The sequence below is a fragment of the Pleurocapsa sp. PCC 7319 genome (assembly GCF_000332195.1).
Lineage (GTDB): Bacteria > Cyanobacteriota > Cyanobacteriia > Cyanobacteriales > Xenococcaceae > Waterburya.
Genome location: NZ_KB235922.1, coordinates 6,241,963 through 6,261,009, shown reverse-complemented (window position 1 = coordinate 6,261,009; position 19,047 = coordinate 6,241,963). Strand labels below are relative to the sequence as shown.

Below are 19,047 nucleotides of genomic sequence, written 5' to 3'. Positions count from 1 at the left end.
TCTAACTTGGCGATAAATTACCGTAACATTGGCAATTAACAACACAATATGGATATTCAATTAATTAACATTGGTTTTGGTAATATTGTTTCAGCTAATCGCATTATTGCTATAGTTAGTCCTGAATCTGCACCTATCAAAAGAATTATCACTGAAGCAAGAGAAAAAAGCCTACTTATAGATGCAACCTATGGTCGTCGTACCCGTGCCGTGATTATTACAGATTCTTCTCATGTAGTATTGTCCGCAATACAACCTGAAACTGTAGCCCATCGCTTTGTGGTTAACAAAGACTCTTAGCTTAATCAGATTATCATTAAATGCCAGCCGAACAGCCAGGTAAACTCATTGTTATTACAGGACCCAGTGGCGTAGGGAAAGGGACGATTGTTAGTTTACTATTGCAACGTTACCCTCAACTGCGCGTTTCTGTTTCCGCTACCACCAGGCAACCCCGACCTGGTGAAATAGAGGGAGTAGATTATTACTTTCTCAGTAAAAAAGATTTTGAGACAGCAATTCTGAATCAAGAACTTTTGGAGTGGGCAGAATACGCAGGCAACTATTATGGTACACCTAAAGCTCAAGTTGTTAAGCAGATAGAAGATGGTAACTACATTATTTTAGAAATAGAGTTGGCGGGAGCTAGAGCGATCGCCAATATTTTTCCCGAGGCACGGCGTATTTTTATTTTGCCTCCCTCCATCGAGGAATTAGAGCAAAGGATTAGAATCAGGGGCAAGAATTCGGAAGAATCGATTGCTCAACGCTTAGAAATTGCTAAGCAAGAAATTGCTGCTAGTGATGAATTTGATTTCCAAATTGTTAACGATGATTTAGAGTCAGCGATCGCGCAGCTAGAGACTGCTATTTTTTCCCTTATTGATACTTCTTAGTTGACCAGTGCCATCTGAAGAATTGATTTAGCAACTGCTTCATCTGTAATTAATCCATTAATTAGCTTGCCTCTTAGCGCAGCGAACAAAGCTTCTTTTTTGTGTAAACCCCCTGCAACTCCAATCGTCAGTCGCTGAACTGGCTGTTCAAGGGGAACGCCCGCGATTCTGGTGTTTGTACCCTTTTTCAATAAAGTACCATGCTGATCGTATGCCCATCCTGCCACTTCTCCCACAGCACCTAATTCCATGAGTTCAGTAATTTCTTGATCGTTGATAAAGCCACTTTCATGAAGTGGGGCATTCCAGCCGATATCACCAATGCCGACAAAGGTAACTTTTGCCTGATTTACTAAAGATTTGATGGTGATAAAAGATTGTTGTGTTTGCAGTAGTTTACGTTCTTTAATACTACTAGCTATTACTGGAGTTGGTACTGGATAAGCTTCAGCACCCGTACGTTCGCTTAGGTGGATGACTACTTCATGGCGACCTGCCCGACCATAGTGAGCCATATTGCCGATTATCGAAACAATTTTATGCTGAGGCTGATTCATAGAGGGAATTTGCTCGACCATCGCTCGCAATGTTTTACCAGAGGAAAATGCGACAATAGTAGGCGTTTTTGCCAAAAGATATGTCTCTAAGTGAGCAGCAGCAGAAACAGCTATACCATTACGCGAGCCGTCCGCACTGCTCGGCACTACTTCACAAGTAGATAGTTCAAACTTATCCCGTAGGGCTTCAGCTAAAGCAATACAATCGCTAAGGGGGTGGTCTAGTCGAAATTTGATCAGCTTTTCACTGACTGCCAAAGCAACTAATCGCTGAGCTGCCTGCCGCGATACATCTAGTTTGGTAGCAATTTCTTCTTGGGTATTGTCGGCGATGTAATAGAGCCAAGCTGCGCGGGCTGCCAAATCGAGTTTACTACTGCGCTGCTTGGAACGAGTTGTTGCCATATTTTCTGCTATTCAATACCTATATATTGTATGCGATCTCGTCTCTATCTGAATATATGCTCAACAAAGTAAGTTGTGCTCGATTTGAGAAAGAAATTTGGTTAAAGCGATCTCGCTTTGGAAAGTACTGGTGTTGTTCTTGACCGAGATTTGACTGGTTATATGGTGGAAATGCTGACAACTTCACTTATCTTAGCTTCGTTAATATTTAGCAACATTATTCCCCCTCCATTCTCAGCAAAACGATGAGCTGTGGCTTTGCCAATGTCTCCCGCACCACCTGTAATAAGAATGGTTTTGCTCTGAAAACTATAACTGGCAATCGCTGACATGGATTTATCTCAAAATTACTAATTGTTTCAAATAGTAACGTTATTCTCATAATTTTTAAGAAAAAAAGTATAATTTCAATTATAAAAAGAGCATTTGAACAAGTCATGAGCAAAAGCTCAAAATATTTTTTAATTTATTCAAAATAATAGAAGTAAAACAGTACATATGTTTTTTTCTTCATAACTTGCTCATATTCTTTTTTTAATCTCGATCGTTAACTAGGTTTCAACGCCTTAGGAGACAAATTAATATGAACAAAATAACGACATTCTTCTGTAGCGTCATGCTGATACCGTTATTGTCAGCCTGTGGAGGTCAATCGGAGGCAAAGGAGAAAACGCGATTGACCATTGCCACAGTCAATAACGGTGACATGGTGGTCATGCAGGATTTATCGCGCCAGTTTGAAGACGAGAATCCCGATATCGAGCTGCGCTGGGTAGTTTTAGAAGAAAATATTTTACGTCAACGCACTACCACCGATGTTGCCAGTCAGGGCGGTCAATTTGATGTTTTAACGATTGGTTCTTATGAAACACCGATTTGGGCAAAACGTGGTTGGTTAAAGCCCCTCGACGATCTACCTGCTGAATATGAGGTTGAGGATCTGCTCGATCCCGTCCGCACTGGTCTTTCCCATGAAGGTTCACTTTATGCTTTACCTTTCTATGCGGAGAGTTCGATGCTGTACTACCGTCAAGATCTGTTTGAGAAAGCAGGTATCACGATGGCAAAAAATCCCACTTACGATCAGGTAGAAGAATGGGCGAGTAAAGTACACGATCCAGCCAATGGTGTTTACGGTATGTGCCTACGGGGTAAGCCTGGTTGGGGTGAAAACATGGCGTTTTTAACCACGCTGGTCAATACTAATGGCGGACGCTGGTTCGATATGGACTGGCAGCCTCAACTCGACACCCCAGAATGGAAAAGTGCCGTCGGTTTTTATGTAGATGTGTTGAACGAATATGGTCCACCTGGAGCTAGTTCTAATGGCTTTAATGAGAATCTAGCATTATTCTCAACGGGTAAATGCGGGATGTGGATTGATGCCACGGTTGCAGCAGGGCTGTTATCTAATCCTGAAGGTTCGCAAGTTGCCGACAAAGTTGGTTTTGCCCCTGCACCAGTCGCGTCTTATCCCAATGGTTCAAACTGGTTGTGGGCTTGGGCTTTAGCAATTCCTGAAACATCGCGATCGCCCGAAGAAGCACAGCGATTTATTACTTGGGCAACCTCTAAAGAATACATCAAACTGGTGGCGGACGAATCGGGTTGGGTTGGAGTACCACCAGGTACACGCACCTCGACTTACGAAAATTCTAACTATCAAGAAGTTGCTCCCTTTGCCAAAACCGTACTGAATTCAATTGAGTCTGCCGATATCGAGCAGCCTTCTCCCTTACCCACACCTTATAAGGGAATTCAATATGTAGACATTCCCGAATTTCAGGCGATCGGAACTCAGGTAGGTCAGCGTATGGCAGAAGCTTTGGCGGATAAGGTTTCGGTCGAAAAGGCGATTTCTCAATCGCAAAATGTAGCCGAACGGTTTATGCGTCACACGGGCTATATCGAAGAAAGCCAGAACAACGAGCAAGCTAAGACAGAGGTAAATCGATGACTTCAGTAGCAACAAGACCGCAAAAACCACCTTCTAAACCTGTAAAGCGATCGTCAGGAAAGATTCCTACTTTAGGGTTGGTCGCTCCCTCAGTAATCGTGCTGATTCTCTGGATGGTAGTGCCGTTGGCAATGGCAATTTGGTTTGCTTTCCAACGATATAACCTCTTAATTCCCGATAACCGCGAGTTTATTGGTTTAGGAAACTTTATCTTTATTCTGACCGATCCTGCATTGTGGATCTCGATTGGTACTACCTTGATTCTAGTCGCGTCCGTACTGCTGATTACAATTGGCTTAGGCACTCTCTTGGCAGTACTGTTTAACCAGGAATTTCCAGGTCAGGGTATTGCCCGCGTCCTAGCAATTTCACCGTTTTTCGTTATGCCAACGGTGAGTGCCTTGATTTGGAAAAATATGTTGATGCACCCAGTTAACGGGCTGTTTGCTCAAATTACTCAGGGTCTGGGTTTAGGTGTGATCGACTGGTTTACCGATTTTCCCCTGTTGTCAATTATCATCATTGTTTCTTGGGAATGGCTGCCCTTTGCCTTACTTATTTTATTAACGGCGATTCAGTCCCTTAGTACCGACCAGCTTGAAGCTGCGCGCATGGATGGGGCTAAACCCTTTGCACTGTTTCGATTTGTAGTGCTGCCTCATTTAAGTCGGGCGATCGCAGTAGTAGCAATGATCGAGACGATCTTCTTTCTAGCTATCTTTGGCGAAATTTTCGTTACCACTGGTGGTGGACCAGGACTGGCAACCACTAACTTAGCTTACTACATCTATCTAAAAGCATTACTAGAGTTTGACGTTGGTGGAGCTTCTGCTGGCGGTTTGATTGCTGTAGTGCTAGCTAATATCGTCGCGATTTTCTTAGTCCGTAGCGTTGCGAGTAATTTAGATACTTAAAAAGTCTAGCCTTTAGCCTTTAGCTTTTAGCTTCTGAAAAAATTCGTAAATTTGAATTTATCAGTTAGACAAAGAAAATTTTATCTCCATAAAACGTATTCAAAGGATTTCAAAATTTCTTAATTCACATTAGACGTACTTAAAATAAAATGACTACCAATAAATCTAAATCTAATAAGTGGCTCATCGGCTTGCTAGGTTGGCTAGTCGCCTGTATTCTGTTCTTCCCGATCTTCTGGATGTTTATCACCAGCTTTAAAACCGAAGTAGTCGCAGTAGCAACACCACCTCAGCTATTCTTTACCCCAACCATAGAAAACTATGTTGCCGTTCAAGAACGGGCTGCTTATTTTAACTTCGCCTGGAACAGTATCATTATCTCCGTCGGTGCAACCATCTTGGCACTACTCTTAGCAGTTCCCGCAGCCTACGCTATGTCTTTCTTCCCGACCAAACGCACTAAAAGCACTTTGCTGTGGATGCTTTCAACCAAAATGCTGCCCTCAGTTGGTGTATTAGTACCAATTTATATACTCGGTCGCGAAACAGGATTGTTAGATACTCGTATCGGTTTGATTATCATCTATACCCTGATTAACTTGCCGATTGTGGTCTGGATGATCTATAGCTTTTTCAAAGAAGTGCCAAAAGAAATTCTCGAAGCCGATCGCATGGATGGCGCAACCACCTATCAAGAAGTGGCATATGTACTGCTACCTCTAGCCCTGCCTGGAATTGCCTCCACCGCACTGCTTTCAATTATCCTCTCCTGGAATGAAGCCTTTTGGAGTCTCAATCTAACTACCTTCGATGCAGCCCCCTTAACCGCGTTTATCGCCTCTTTCTCCAGTCCCCAAGGACTATTTTGGGCAAAACTATCAGCAGCTTCCACAATGGCGATCGCGCCAATTCTAATCTTTGGTTGGATTAGTCAAAAGCAACTGGTTCGAGGTCTTACATTTGGAGCAGTCAAGTAAGCTTTGCTTCCAGCCATTAGCTGTAAGCCATTAGCCATTAGCTTGATTTAATTTCAAGTTGTTTATGTAAATAACAATCAGAGTATTTGTTTAAAGCCATTAGCTATTAGCCATTAGCTTTATCTTTAAAGAGTTTAGCATCCTTGATACTTCATCAACCTTTACTTCTAGAAAATCTGATTGTGTTGCTGAAATAAAGTTTAAGTCTCTAGCAATTAATATCTGGCTTTTAACTTCAACAACGTGATTAGATTTGCGCCGTAAAACGACGCATCTCTCACGTTCAAAACAGCTACCCATTGCCATAGATATAAATCTGCCAAAATCTTTGTCGCTGCCTCTACCTCTTCCCTCAGCTATGTTTGACTCAATACTAACTGCTGCTCTTCTTAATTGGCTAGTTAAACCAAATTTTTCTTCGCTAGGAAAGTTAGCTGTAGCTTTGTAGATTAGCAGGGTGAATTCATGAGCTCTTTGCCAGACTTTGAGATCGGTAAAGCTTTGCATCTAAACAATAGTAATTATTAATACCCATATTGTACTACAAGCAGCTAAAAGCTAAAAGCTAAAGGCTAAAGGCTAAAAGCTAAAGGCTAAAGGCTAAAGGCTAAAGGCTAAAGGCTAAGAGCTAAAGGCTAAAGGCTAAAGGCTAAAGGCTAAGAGCTAAAGGCTAAAGGCTAAAGGCTAAAAGCTAAAAGCTAAAAGCCAAAACCATTCATAGTTCATTAAAAAAATTAAAATCATGTCAACTGTAACTTTAAGAAACATCCGCAAAACCTACACCGATACAGAGATTATTAAAGGCATAGATCTAGATATTGAAGACCGCGAATTTGTAGTCTTCGTCGGACCCTCTGGCTGCGGTAAATCTACCCTCCTCAGAATGATCGCGGGACTAGAGGAAATTACCTCTGGAGATCTATTAATCGATGGCGAACGGATGAACCACGTTCCCCCAGACCAACGAGGGCTGGCAATGGTGTTTCAAACCTATGCCCTCTATCCTCACATGACGGTAGCCGAAAATATGTCCTTTAGTTTGCGACTAGCAGGGATGTCCAAAGCCAAACGACTCGCCAGGGCAAAAGAAGTCGCTGGGGTTTTACAGCTAGAACCACTGTTACAACGTAAGCCTGGTGCGCTTTCTGGGGGACAGCGACAGAGGGTAGCTATCGGTCGTGCATTAGTCCGAAATCCTAAAGTATTTTTGTTTGATGAGCCATTATCTAACCTGGATGCAGCTTTGCGGGGACAGATGCGATTAGAGCTTGCCAGTCTGCATAACAGCTTAGAGTCTACGATGATCTATGTCACCCACGATCAGATTGAAGCAATGACCTTAGCTACCAAAATTGTGGTTCTCCAAGGTGGCATTATCGAACAAATCGGTACGCCGATGGAACTATACCATCATCCCCGCAATCGCTTTGTCGCGGGATTTATTGGTTCTCCGAAGATGAATTTCCTATCGGTCATGACTACTAGCGTTCAAGATTCAGGCACTACCTTAAGACTGCCTGGTGATGGGACTGTAACCGTGCCAGTACAGCCAAAAACTTTAATAGTAGGCGATCGCTCTACTCTGGGCATCCGCCCCGAACATCTACGCATCGATGCCAATAATCCTACTCTAATGGGTGAAGTCCTTGTAGTGGAACGTCTTGGTGATGCTACTTCTCTCTATGTTAGAGCGCCAGGTGGCGATACCCTGATCGTCCAAGCCGAAGGTGATATCAGAGCGACAGTTGGCGATCGCGTACCTATTTATATCGACGGCAACCTATGCCACATATTCGACTCCAACGATCTAGCTATTCCTAAAGCCCAACAACATAACTTTACAGCAGAACAATCCCATGAGCAGCTTCGCCCCATCCAACCATTCCCCAACTCAATCGAACAAACAATCGACAAAGACCGCTATTCCTCTTAATCAGAGCAATCTCTCGCAACTGTCTGAGCAGGCTCGCATCCCTCAGTACGATCGTAATGCGGTGACAAATGGCATTGTTCATATCGGCGTAGGCGGTTTTCATCGCGCCCACCAAGCTCTCTATTTAGACGAATATATCGAACACGAGCAACGAGGGAACGACAACCAGGGAAGCACCTGGGGTATCTGTGGTGTTGGTTTGTCAAACGATAAGAACAAGCGAGATATTTTGCAGACTCAAGACTGTCTGTACACTTTGATCGAACGTTCTCCAGAGCAAGACACTGCCCGAATTATCGGCTCGATTACCCGATATTTAATGGCACCAGAAAACCCCCAGGCTGTGATAGATGTCCTAGCAGGGGAGGAGTGCAAAATTGTTACTCTAACTATTACCGAAGGAGGTTACTTTGTAATTGAAGGTACTGGCGAGTTCGATGCCCAACATCCCACTATCCAGCATGACTTACAGCATCCCGATCGCCCGAAAGGGGTGTATGGCTTCCTAACCGCTGCCCTGAAACAACGACGACAAAATGGCTTGCCGCCTTTCACCGTCTTATCCTGCGATAATGTCCAGGGCAACGGCAGGGTTCTCGGTAAAATGCTGACCGCCTTTGCCAAGCTGCAAAATCCAGATTTGGGAGAGTGGATCGAGCGTAACGTGGCATTTCCTAACAGCATGGTCGATCGCATTACCCCTGCCACTACTCCCGCCGAGATCCAATTGGTGCGCGATCGCTTTGGCATTGACGATGCTTGGCCCGTGGTAGCCGAACCCTTTAATCAGTGGGTGATTGAGGATAAATTCTGTGCGGGACGACCCAACTGGGAAGCTGTCGGCATACAAATGACCGATGATGTTCATCCCTACGAACTGGCGAAGCTGCGATTGCTCAATGCGGGTCATTCGTTATTAGGCTATTTAGGTTCGCTGCTGGGCTATACCTATACCTCAGAAGCCATGAACTACGAACCGATCCGACGGGCTATTGCAGGCTTAATGGATGAGGTAACACCCACTCTCTCACCCCTGCCAGGTGTGGACATTAAGGAATACAAACAAACCCTAATCGAGCGATTTGCCAATCCTAAAGTTAGCGATCGCCTATCCCGTCTTTGTCTCAATAGCTCTGACAAACTGCCTAAGTTTATCTTTGGTAGCCTACGCGATCAGCTAGAACAAGATGGTTCGATAGATTACTTAAGCTTTACCATCGCCCTTTGGTTTCGCTGCCTAAAAGGTACTGATGAGCAAGGTCAGCCTCTAACTATCGAAGATTCTAGAGCAGATCTTCTTACAGAACGCGCTCGTGTAGCTGGCTCAAATCCCCAACCCTTACTGGATATAGAGGAAGTGTTTGGCGACCTCACTCAATCCCCGCGTTTTGTTCGGGCTGTAACCGAATACAGGAGCGAAATCGATCGCTTGGGAACAAACGTAGCCCTATTGCAATTCTTAGAAAAGTCCCTCAAATTATCAATATTGGAGGATAAATAAATGAAATAATGCGATCGAGACTAAAGCTCTGACAATTTCACGAGCGATTGCACAGATGTCCGAAATCTGATATGAACTTCGCCTACAGCTAAAAGCTAAAAGTAAGGGCGACCCCGCGTTATGCGAAGCGGTATCCTTGTTTGACGGCGTAAGACGCAAGGGAACGCGCCCGCTCCCGAAGGGCTAAAAGCTAACGGCTACCGCGAAGCGGTCAACAAATGGAAATTACTCTTAGCGAAACCTGGAAACTTTGGTTATCCGATAACCTACCTGCCGATGCAATACTTTGGGGCATAAGTATCTTTTGGTGGGAGAGAATTGGCAAGGTGATGCAGTTTTTAGGAGCAACTACTATCGTTGCCGATATTATTGGACCCGAGAAAATTCGCAAATTTGGTACATCTCTACAAAGCACAAATTCGCCCAAGACCCTGATTCAGTTTCTCAAACGCTGTTTTGCTTGGTACGTCGTAATCTTTCGTCAAACAATTATGAAAGACTATACGAGAGATTCTACCAATAAAGAATCGAAAAATAAATTTTTTCAATTGAATATTCTCAATTATGCGATCTGTTTTTTGTTAACTGTATTTACTGTATTCTTAGCAGAATTACATATTTTTAATTGGTTCTTCTTAGTTGAAGCTATATTTATCTTTGGATGTTTATTAGTATCTATCGCTCCTTTATTTACCGTTTTAGCAATTGTCACAGTAGCTTTGCTAGGTCTTACAATTAATTCTATTTTGCTTCGACCCCTGGCACATCTCCTCGAACATCCTTCTCTTGATCGCTTATTAAAGATAGCTAGTTTATTGCTTTTATTACTGGGATTCTTTGGAGAGTTACTAGGTTCTTAAAAAAGCCTTTAGCTATTAGCTGTTAGCCATTAGCTAATAAACCCGTAAATTTTGAGGGCGGAAGAGCGGGGGCTTGTTTCAAATGTTGACCGCCCGAACTACTAATTAATTGAGACTCTTTATTACTACGTAATAGAAGAGAGGACACGAAATCCAAAGCTAAAGGCTAAAGGCTAAAGGCTAAGAAAAAACTCAAGTTTATTTAGCAAATGTTTAATCAATTTGCTTCTATTTTCTATTGCAAATAAATAACAAAATCTATCTATTTTTGGAGAATAAAATCATGACTATTTATCAAGAACATCAGTCACGCCATTCAAATAATTTAATCTTGAAAAGTCTGTTATCCAGTTCTTTTATGGTTCTATTACTTCCCTCAGTAGCCTTGGCAGCACCATCGGAAGATTCTTTTCTACTAAAAGATAAAGATAGTTCTTTAGGGCAAGTTCCCTCCGTCAGACAGCTATCGGACGTAAAGCCGACTGACTGGGCTTATGAAGCATTACAATCGCTGGTGCAGCGTTATGGTTGCATATCAGGTTATCCCGATAATACCTTTCGTGGCGATCGCCCTTTGACTCGTTACGAGTTTGCTGCCAGTTTGAATGCCTGTCTGAATCAAATTAGTCAATTGGTTGCTGACAATATCAATCGGATCGACCCAGAAGACTTGAGCATGTTACAAAGATTGGAGGCAGACTTTAGCACCGAGCTAGCTACTTTACAAGGACGAGTAGATAACATAGAGGCACGTACTGCAGTCTTGGAAGACAATCAGTTTTCGACTACGACCAGACTTGTGGCTGAGGTTATCACTGCCGTTACCGATAGCTTTGGTAATGGAGTTGGTGGTGACGAAGATCCAACCGAAACCTTCTTCGCCTATCGTGGTCGTCTTAATTTTGAAAGCAGCTTTACAGGAGAAGACTTACTGCGAGTACGCATGCAATTTGGTAACTTTTTTGATGAAGATAACAATAGTAAAATTGGTTTAGCCACGGGTACGGGAATGACCCGTCTCAATTTCGATGATAATAAAGTTAATGAGCTTAGTGTTCCCCATATCCGTTACTATTTTCCCGTCAGTGATTCCCTATCCTTTGCTGTAGGTCCAGTTGGTATCGGCTATACCGATATTACAACTACTGTGACTCCTGCCGTAATTGCCGATGACGGCAACGGTGTTCCTTCGTTGTTTGGTGCTTACGATCCGATTTTCCGCCGAGGTGGTGGTGGTGTAGGTGCTAATTGGAAGTTTTCTGATGAGTTGACCTTAACCATTGGTTATTTGGCAGACAACCCCGATTCTCCCTTACAGGAAAACGGTTTATTCAACGGCGGTTACAATGCCCTGGCACATTTAGTATATTTAGGCGATCGCGCAGGCGCGGGTTTGGCATATTCTCATGGTTATACTCCTGACGGGGGAGTCAATCTTACTGGGGGAACGGGTAGCGCTCTATCAGCATCTCCCTTCGGAAATAGTATTGCCACTTCCAACAATATCGTCGCTGGGCAGGGATTCTATCGCTTCTCTGATAATTTCCAAATCCACGGCTGGGGTGGCTATATCTGGGCAAATGCGAAGGACTCTGGCTTAAGTGACATTTCTGATGGTTTGGGTGGAACAGACGCTCTTTTAGTTAACGCGGGTGATAGTGCTAATGCTTGGTATGGAGCGGTCGGTCTTTCTTTCCCCGATCTTGGAGGCGAGGGCAATCTACCAGGAATCATCTTCGGCGTGCCACCCCACGTTACCTCCAGCGACGTTCGTGAAGAGAATGACAATGCCTACCACGTTGAAGCATTTTATCGCTTGCGAGTTAACGACAATATCTCAGTAACTCCAGGTGTTTGGGCAATTTTTAATCCAGAGAATAATAGTGATAACGATACGCAGTATGTGGGAGTATTGCGTACCACCTTTAATTTCTAATTTAAATACTCGTAGTAAAACGGAACTAAGATTTATGATGGCAACAGCAAATCGCCCGATAAAAGTTATTTGTCTTGGGGAAATATTGTTCGATTGTCTTGCTGACCAAGCTGGCAAAACAATATCGGAAGTTACATCTTGGACTGATTATCCAGGAGGCGCACCAGCAAATGTTGCTTGTGCCTTAGCAAAGTTGGGAACTCCTTCAGCGTTTATTGGTCGTGTGGGCAAAGACCCGCAGGGAGAACAATTGGTTCAACTCCTAGAATCAATTGGAGTAGATATTTCGGGTATTCAATATGACGAACAAGCACCTACCAGAAAAGTATACGTTACCCGTTCTAAGCAAGGCGATCGCACTTTTGCTGGTTTCGGCGAGCGACAAGCCGATCGATTTGCTGATGCTTATTTAAACAAAGATTTGTTACCGACTGAACTATTTCAAGAAGCGGAATATTTGGTTTTAGGGACTCTAGAGTTAGCCTATCATCAAGCTAAAGCTGCAATATTTCGTGCCTTAGAGTTAGCTGTAGAAAACAATTTAAAGATTGTTTTAGACGTTAACTGGCGACCAATGTTTTGGCTCGATCCAGATCGAGCTTTACCATTGATTCAAGAGCTTTGGCAGTATGTTGATTTTCTCAAGCTAGCGCAAGAAGAAGCTCGGTGGTTGTTTAATACTGCCGATGCTGGAGAGATTTGCGATCGTCTTGCTTCAATTGAAGGTGTTTTAGTCAGCAACGGTGATGCTCAGGTTAGTTATTGTTTGAGAAAGAATGAAGGAGTAGTCGAGCCAATTAAAGTTATTGTCAAAGATACTACTGGTGCAGGAGACGCTTTTCTGGCAGGCTTTATTCATCAGTTGTGTTGCTATGGCATCGAGCAACTGTCAAATTCTCAAACAGCAGAAGATATCGTTAAATACGCCTGTACTGTAGGTAGTTTAACTACGACTAAATTGGGAGCGATCGCTGCTCAACCCGATCCAGATGAAATTAATGCTTTATACTAAATTGAATAGCTTTGACTACACATTGATCGTAAGGGCGCATTGCCATGCGCCCCTACACAAACGATCTGTTGTCTTTTAAATTTAAAACGGTATTGCTTAACTGAAGGGCACTGGTCAATTAAGCTAACTATCGATAGCTGATAACTGATGACTTGACATTGGTGATTTCCCCCCTTGTTTCAGCCCTCATCAGAACTCCTTGATCCTTTAAAATAGCTACAATCAGATAAACATAAATAAGGCATAGCTGCATGATTCCTACAGTTATTGAAAGTTCAGGTCGCGGCGATCGCGCCTTTGATATCTATTCCCGTTTATTGCGAGAAAGAATTGTCTTCCTAGGACAACAAGTCACCGATGAAATTGCTAACTTAGTTGTTGCTCAACTACTATTTCTAGAAGCAGAAGACCCAGAAAAAGATATTTATCTTTATATCAACTCCCCTGGTGGTTCAGTATCCGCAGGCATGGGTATGTTTGATACCATGAATCAAATTCGCCCTGATGTCTGTACAATCTGTATCGGGTTGGCAGCTAGTATGGGAGCTTTCTTGCTCAGTGCTGGGGAAAAAGGCAAGCGCATGAGTCTTCCTAACTCGCGTATCATGATTCACCAACCTCTAGGTGGAGCACAGGGACAAGCAACAGATATCGAAATTCAAGCCAAAGAAATTCTCTATCTCAAACAAAAACTCAATCAACATTTAGCCGATCATACGGGACAACCCCTATCTAAAATTGAGGAAGATACCGAAAGAGATTTCTTTATGTCTGCGGAAGAATCCAAAGAATATGGCTTGATAGATCAGGTGATTGCCCGTCGTCCTTCTGCCAGTAACCCTCCCCAACCCGTTAGTTAATATTTATCTAGCAATTCAAGATCAAGTAAACTGATTTATTGTGTAACATCCAAGTAAAGCATAATGTAATTAACGTCAGTTGATACCCGAAAGGTAATGATACCTCGGGTATTTTACTTATTAGACTTGCGACCAAGAATTAATATAAAAGCAAAAGCAAGATTAGGAAATTGAGCTTGATATTTGGAGATGATTCAAGATTTACACGATCGCGATTTTAACTTATGGCTTGAGCAACAGGCGATCGCCCTTAAAAACAAAGACACTGAGACTTTAGATTGGGCAAATTTGCTAGAAGAAATCGAAGATATGGGCAGAAGCGACAAAAGGGCATTAAGAAGTAACTTAGGAAGGCTTCTAGAGCATCTGCTTAAATTGCGTTATTGGGAAACGGAAAAAGAAAGATGTGCCAATGGGTGGAAAATCGAGATTCGTGCTTTCCGTAAGAAAATACGAGAGTTGTTAGAAGAAAGCCCTAGCCTTAAGAATTATTTAGCTTCAATTTTTGAGAAGGAATTGGTTGATGCTAAAGAAACAGTCAGTGGATACTTTTTACTTCCAGAAGATGCGATTATTACTTTAGAACAGGCTTTAAATCGAGAATATTTTGGTTAATTATGCTGCTCTCTAAGCTATTACCCAGTAAACAAAAGCATAATATTCAAGTTAAATTTTGCTGGATTAGATACCCTAATCAATAACCGTAAATTGCAATTATCTAATTAATTTATGTCTCACTTATATTTTGATGTCGAGGAAAGCGATCGCAAATCTTTTGAACTTCCAGGGGCGAAACCTCACTACAATCCAGACCGCCCGGGACAAGTCAATCATATTTTGCTCGATTTAATATTAGATATCTCTAATCAAAGTTTTAAAGGGACTTGTACTACTACTCTTACTCCTGTACGTTCTGGCATCCAGCAACTAACTATGGATGCCGTAGATCTAGCTATTGAGTCAGTATTAGTTGATGGCATAAGTCAACCCTTTGATTATGATGGGGAACAAATAAAGATTTATCTACAGCAACCCACCACTTCAGCAGTGCTCAAAGTAGCGATCGCCTATTCGGTAGATCATCCTCAAAGAGGACTTTACTTTATTGGTCCGAATGAAGATTATCCTGACAAACCCACTCAGGTTTGGACTCAAGGAGAAGATGAAGATTCCCGTTTTTGGTTTCCCTGTTTTGACTATCCTGGTCAATTGGCTACCTCAGAAATTAGAGTACAAGTATCAGCAGGAATGCGGGCAATTTCTAATGGAGAGTTAATTAATAAAGAGGAAATAGACGGAGGCGTAATTTACCATTGGTCACAAAAGCAGGTTCATCCTACCTACTTGATGACTTTAGCAGTAGGAGATTTTGCTGAAATTGCCGATCAGTGGCAAGGTATTCCCGTAACGTATTACGTGGAAAAAGGACGGGAAGCCGATGGCAAACGCAGTATGGGTAAAACCCCTCGCATGGTGGAGTATCTTTCAGCCAAATATGGTTATGCTTATCCCTATCCTAAATATGCTCAGGTATGTGTAGATGATTTTATCTTTGGTGGGATGGAAAATACTTCCACTACCCTGTTAACAGATCGATGTTTGTTAGATGAACGGGCAGCGATCGACAATATGCGTACAGAGAGTTTAGTACTGCATGAATTAGCTCATCAGTGGTTTGGTGATTTAGTAGTTATTAAGCACTGGTCCCACGCTTGGATCAAAGAGGGGATGGCTTCCTATGCCGAAGTCTTGTGGACAGAAGAAGAATATGGTCGGGATGATGCTGCCTATTATCTCCTTAACGAAGCTCGTAGCTATATCAGCGAAGATAGTTCCCGCTATCGCCGTCCCATTGTTACTAATGTTTATCGTGAAGCGATCGAGCTTTATGACCGACACCTCTATGAAAAAGGAGCTTGTGTTTATCACATGATTCGGGCAATTTTGGGAGATGAGTTATTTGATCGCGCAATTCAGACCTTTGTTCAGGACAATGCCCATAAAACAGTAGAAACGATTGATTTGTTAAGAGCGATCGATAAAGCTACTGGTTATAATTTGATGTTTTTGTTCGATCAGTATGTTTTTCGTGGTGGTCATCCCGATTATCAAGTGGCTTATTCCTGGGATGGGGATAGTAATCTGGCGAAATTAACTGTTACTCAAAAACAAGCAAAAAAAGATAGTGACAGCAAAGATTTGTTTGATTTGAAACTACCTGTAGCCTTTGGCTATATCTCTAAAGATAATTCTGATACCAAACTCAAAACATTTCCTCTACGTATTCATCAAGCAGAACAAAGCTTTTACTTCCCTCTAGAAAACAAACCTGATTTTGTTAGTTTTGATGTTGGTAATAGTTTTCTGAAAACCGTTACTCTTAAGTATTCTGTGGCTGAGTTAAAAAATCAGCTCAAATACGACCCCGATCCCATTTCTCGGATTTATGCGGCGGCGGCGTTGTCCAAGAAAGGCGGATTAGAAGCAGTCAAAGCCCTATCTGAATCTTTAGTCAATGATTCATTCTGGGGAGTTCGGGTAGAAGTAGCCAAAAAACTGGGCAAAATCAAACTTAACCAAGCTGTGGATGCTTTAAAAAAAGGTTTAAAAGATCAAGATGCCAGAGTACGCCGAGCTGTGATTGATGCCTTAAGCAACTTTAAAACTGCTGTCAGTTTTGACATAATTGCAGACTGTCTAAATCAGGGAGATCCTAGTTACTACGCCGAAGCTACTGCTGCTCGGAGTTTAGGAGGAATGGTTGCAGGAAATCTAAAAGCGAAACAACCAGAGGCGATCGCTTTACTCAAAACTATTTTGGAACAACGGGCTGGCTGGAATGAAGTAGTCCGCAGTGGTGCGATCGCAGGGTTGAGTAAAATGAAAACCTCTCCTGATGCAGTTGATATGATCCTCGAATATACTAAGCCCGGTATTCCTCAGGCTTTAAGGCTAGCAGCTATAAGGTGTTTAGGAACTGTTTCCACTGGTCAAACTCCCGAAAAATTAGGAGAAATTTTAGAACAATTAGAAGCGATCGCTGGGGAGTCTTTTTTCTTAACCCAAGTAGCAGTAGTTGGAGCATTAGGACAGATGCAAACTGCCCAGGCTATTAGCATTCTCAATGATTTGGCAGCACAAACTCCCGACGGTAGAGTACGTCGCCGTGCAGAGGAAGCTGTAACTAAAGTCCAAAAAAACTTGGGATCGGATAAAGCCGTCAAAGAGTTGCGACAAGAACTTGATCGCCTTAAGCAAGCTAACCAAGACCTTACCAGTCGGCTAGCTAAGTTAGAGGCGAAAAGCAATGATTGAAAAGCGATTTGTTATTAACTGAAGTGGTTGTTAGACCAGAAGTATAAAGTCAATAGCTAACAATTTAAAGATACCAACAAGATCGCTTGGAACTATTGCAACTACTATAGTAATTCTAGTTAGAATGGTTGAAAGCTCCAAGCTGGGCAAGCCAAACTGAATGGCAAGGGCGCGAAGGAAATCGGTTGGAGCAACTAACTGATTTAATTAACAAAATAATCATGCCCACACACAAAAACCGAGAAATCCTCGTCTTAGGTACAACCTTTGTAGTTACAGGTTCTCTTCTCCTCGGAGGAGCATGGCTTGCCCATAAATTAGGAATTCTTGACAATCAAACAACTTTAGGCGATCGCACATCTACAACCAATCCCCAATCTAAAACAACTTTAAACACTTTAGGTGATACATTTAGCGGTTATTCAACTTTACGAAGTAGTGCTTTTCAGGGTTCTCTACTAGAACGAGGAATTGAACTAAAGTATGCTGATGAATTCGATCAAAAAGCACGAACATCAGCTCTTAATCAAGGAAAAGCCGATCTAATTGTTACCTCCTTAGATCAATATTTAATCCATCAACCTAAGGGGACAATTGTTGCCCTACTTGATCGCACTGTCGGTGCTGATGCTGTAGTTCTCAATAGTCAATATTACCCGCAACTAAAGTCTCTAATCGATTTAGAAAAGTTAATCCAAGAACAAGCTGGCAAAGGAAAAAGGCTAAAAATAGTCTATGCTGGCGATACTCCCAGTGAATTTTTAGCAACCGTTTTAGATACCAAATTTGATAACTTTAATCTTGCTGATTTAGACATTGTTAAAGTCGAAGATGCCAGTGTTGCTTGGTCACAAATGCAGAAGGATAAAGAGATCGCCTTAGCGGTATTATGGGAACCCTATGTCACAGAAGCTAAACAACAAGGAAATACCGTAGTAATTAGCAGCAGTGACGCTCCTAAAACAATTGTTGACGTAGCAGTTGCGCGCGATCGCATACTACAAACTCATCCAGAGGTAGTTAAACATTTTGTCGAAGCATATTATCGGCGACTGGATAGCTCCTTACAAGATAAAGGACTGCTAGTAAGGCAAATTGCTACTGATGGCAATTTAAACATCTCCGAAGCTCAAACCATTAAAGATGGCATTAAGTTTTTTACCTCAGTCGAAGCTCAAGACTGGATGAATAATGGAACCCTTGAAAAGAGAATTAAGGCGATCTCCGGAATTCTTACCCTATCGGGACGTATTAACAACATCCCTGATAATCCCCAAGCTTTATATGATTCTCAGTATCTTGCCCCCATAGCTGAACAAACAGCAACTATCATTGATTCAATTGCAGCAGATAACCCCGAACTAGCCTCCCTGCTCAAGGGAAAATCAGATAGTTCCACAAAACAAATTTCTTCTTCCCAAGTTCAACAAGCCGCCCCAATCGGTAATCTAAAAGTTCGTGGAGAGGTTCAATTCCAAACTGGTTCAGCACAGTTGACTGCTTCAGGCAAACAGACCCTAGATCAATTGGTTGCTGAAATTGATGAATTTAGTGCTGCCAATATTGCTGTTAAAGTTCAAGGTCATACCAGCCGTACTGGTAGTGCTGCCCTAAATAAAACCCTTTCCCAGCAAAGAGCTCAAGTGGTTCAGAATTATCTAAAAAGTAAAAGCCTTCCCCATAATTTTGTCTCTGAAGGATTGGGTTCTTCCCAACCTTTACCAGGAGTCAGCCCTGAATCTTCTCTCAATCAACGGACTGTAATTCGCTTGGTTCGCATTCGTTCGTAGTTTGATGAGGAATAGCATTGGCAGGAAAAGCAATATGGCGATTGCCCTTCGGGCAGTGGCAAAGCCAATCGCTTTTAATTTTGCTACACCCCATTTAAGTAGTTTTACTCTGGGGTATATATACTCAAACAGAT

Annotated in this window: 17 protein-coding genes; 14 read left to right on the top strand and 3 right to left on the bottom strand. The window is 42.4% G+C overall.

The annotated features are described in order from the left end of the window. Positions 1-48 precede the first annotated feature (48 nt). Together remA and gmk are read left to right on the top strand one after the other, a co-directional pair. The gene (gene remA / locus PLEUR7319_RS0132460; RefSeq protein WP_019509421.1) at positions 49-300 is read left to right on the top strand and encodes an extracellular matrix/biofilm regulator RemA; all 252 of its coding nucleotides are present in this window, start codon (positions 49-51) and stop codon (positions 298-300) included. A 20-nt stretch (positions 301-320) separates the two neighbouring features. After that, a complete protein-coding gene (gene gmk / locus PLEUR7319_RS0132455; protein WP_019509420.1) occupies positions 321-896 on the top strand; it encodes a guanylate kinase in 576 nt (191 codons plus the stop codon). On the opposite strand, the gene PLEUR7319_RS0132450 is transcribed toward gmk, so the two are convergent. Beyond that, positions 893-1,858: a sugar-binding transcriptional regulator gene (locus PLEUR7319_RS0132450; protein ID WP_019509419.1), complete on the bottom strand. Its 966-nt coding sequence runs from the start codon at positions 1,856-1,858 to the stop codon at positions 893-895. The genes gmk and PLEUR7319_RS0132450 overlap by 4 nt on opposite strands. A 158-nt stretch (positions 1,859-2,016) precedes the next feature. Next, positions 2,017-2,190 (bottom strand): SDR family NAD(P)-dependent oxidoreductase, encoded by a 174-nt coding sequence (locus PLEUR7319_RS41075; RefSeq protein ID WP_019509418.1) that lies wholly within the window; start codon positions 2,188-2,190, stop codon positions 2,017-2,019. Between the two features lie 251 nt (positions 2,191-2,441). On the opposite strand from PLEUR7319_RS41075, the gene PLEUR7319_RS0132440 reads away from it, so the two are divergent. From PLEUR7319_RS0132440 to PLEUR7319_RS0132430, 3 genes are all read left to right on the top strand, one after another. Further along, on the top strand, positions 2,442-3,815 hold the full coding sequence (locus tag PLEUR7319_RS0132440; protein ID WP_083892542.1) for a sugar ABC transporter substrate-binding protein: 1,374 nt from the start codon (positions 2,442-2,444) through the stop codon (positions 3,813-3,815). After that, positions 3,812-4,729 carry a carbohydrate ABC transporter permease gene (locus PLEUR7319_RS0132435; RefSeq protein ID WP_019509416.1) on the top strand — a complete coding sequence of 306 codons (918 nt, stop codon included), beginning with the start codon at positions 3,812-3,814 and terminating at the stop codon, positions 4,727-4,729. The genes PLEUR7319_RS0132440 and PLEUR7319_RS0132435 overlap by 4 nt, the downstream gene beginning before the upstream one ends. A 149-nt stretch (positions 4,730-4,878) precedes the next feature. After that, complete coding sequence (locus PLEUR7319_RS0132430; protein WP_019509415.1) at positions 4,879-5,706, top strand: carbohydrate ABC transporter permease; 828 nt, start codon at positions 4,879-4,881, stop codon at positions 5,704-5,706. Positions 5,707-5,805: 99 nt separating this feature from the next. Here PLEUR7319_RS0132430 and PLEUR7319_RS0132425 read toward each other — a convergent pair whose 3' ends face one another. Next, on the bottom strand, positions 5,806-6,213 hold the full coding sequence (locus tag PLEUR7319_RS0132425) for a four helix bundle protein (RefSeq protein ID WP_019509414.1): 408 nt from the start codon (positions 6,211-6,213) through the stop codon (positions 5,806-5,808). A 235-nt stretch (positions 6,214-6,448) separates the two neighbouring features. Between PLEUR7319_RS0132425 and PLEUR7319_RS0132420 the strand changes: the two genes are divergently transcribed. From PLEUR7319_RS0132420 to PLEUR7319_RS0132380, 9 genes are all read left to right on the top strand, one after another. Continuing rightward, the gene (locus PLEUR7319_RS0132420; protein WP_019509413.1) at positions 6,449-7,639 is read left to right on the top strand and encodes an ABC transporter ATP-binding protein; all 1,191 of its coding nucleotides are present in this window, start codon (positions 6,449-6,451) and stop codon (positions 7,637-7,639) included. Continuing rightward, positions 7,563-9,140: a mannitol dehydrogenase family protein gene (locus PLEUR7319_RS0132415; RefSeq protein ID WP_051044487.1), complete on the top strand. Its 1,578-nt coding sequence runs from the start codon at positions 7,563-7,565 to the stop codon at positions 9,138-9,140. The genes PLEUR7319_RS0132420 and PLEUR7319_RS0132415 overlap by 77 nt, the downstream gene beginning before the upstream one ends. Positions 9,141-9,358: 218 nt before the next feature. Further along, the gene (locus tag PLEUR7319_RS0132410) at positions 9,359-10,000 is read left to right on the top strand and encodes a hypothetical protein (protein ID WP_019509411.1); all 642 of its coding nucleotides are present in this window, start codon (positions 9,359-9,361) and stop codon (positions 9,998-10,000) included. A gap of 283 nt (positions 10,001-10,283) precedes the next feature. Next, positions 10,284-11,936 carry an iron uptake porin gene (locus PLEUR7319_RS0132405; RefSeq protein ID WP_019509410.1) on the top strand — a complete coding sequence of 551 codons (1,653 nt, stop codon included), beginning with the start codon at positions 10,284-10,286 and terminating at the stop codon, positions 11,934-11,936. A 37-nt stretch (positions 11,937-11,973) separates the two neighbouring features. After that, a complete protein-coding gene (locus PLEUR7319_RS0132400) occupies positions 11,974-12,948 on the top strand; it encodes a carbohydrate kinase (protein WP_019509409.1) in 975 nt (324 codons plus the stop codon). 251 nt (positions 12,949-13,199) lie between these two features. Further along, complete coding sequence (gene clpP, locus PLEUR7319_RS0132395) at positions 13,200-13,808, top strand: ATP-dependent Clp endopeptidase proteolytic subunit ClpP (protein ID WP_019509408.1); 609 nt, start codon at positions 13,200-13,202, stop codon at positions 13,806-13,808. A gap of 189 nt (positions 13,809-13,997) precedes the next feature. Then, the gene (locus tag PLEUR7319_RS0132390) at positions 13,998-14,423 is read left to right on the top strand and encodes a DUF29 domain-containing protein (RefSeq protein ID WP_019509407.1); all 426 of its coding nucleotides are present in this window, start codon (positions 13,998-14,000) and stop codon (positions 14,421-14,423) included. Between the two features lie 114 nt (positions 14,424-14,537). Beyond that, the gene (locus PLEUR7319_RS0132385; protein ID WP_019509406.1) at positions 14,538-17,123 is read left to right on the top strand and encodes a M1 family metallopeptidase; all 2,586 of its coding nucleotides are present in this window, start codon (positions 14,538-14,540) and stop codon (positions 17,121-17,123) included. A 128-nt stretch (positions 17,124-17,251) separates the two neighbouring features. After that, complete coding sequence (locus PLEUR7319_RS0132380; RefSeq protein ID WP_019509405.1) at positions 17,252-18,913, top strand: OmpA family protein; 1,662 nt, start codon at positions 17,252-17,254, stop codon at positions 18,911-18,913. The last annotated feature ends 134 nt before the right edge of the window (positions 18,914-19,047 follow it).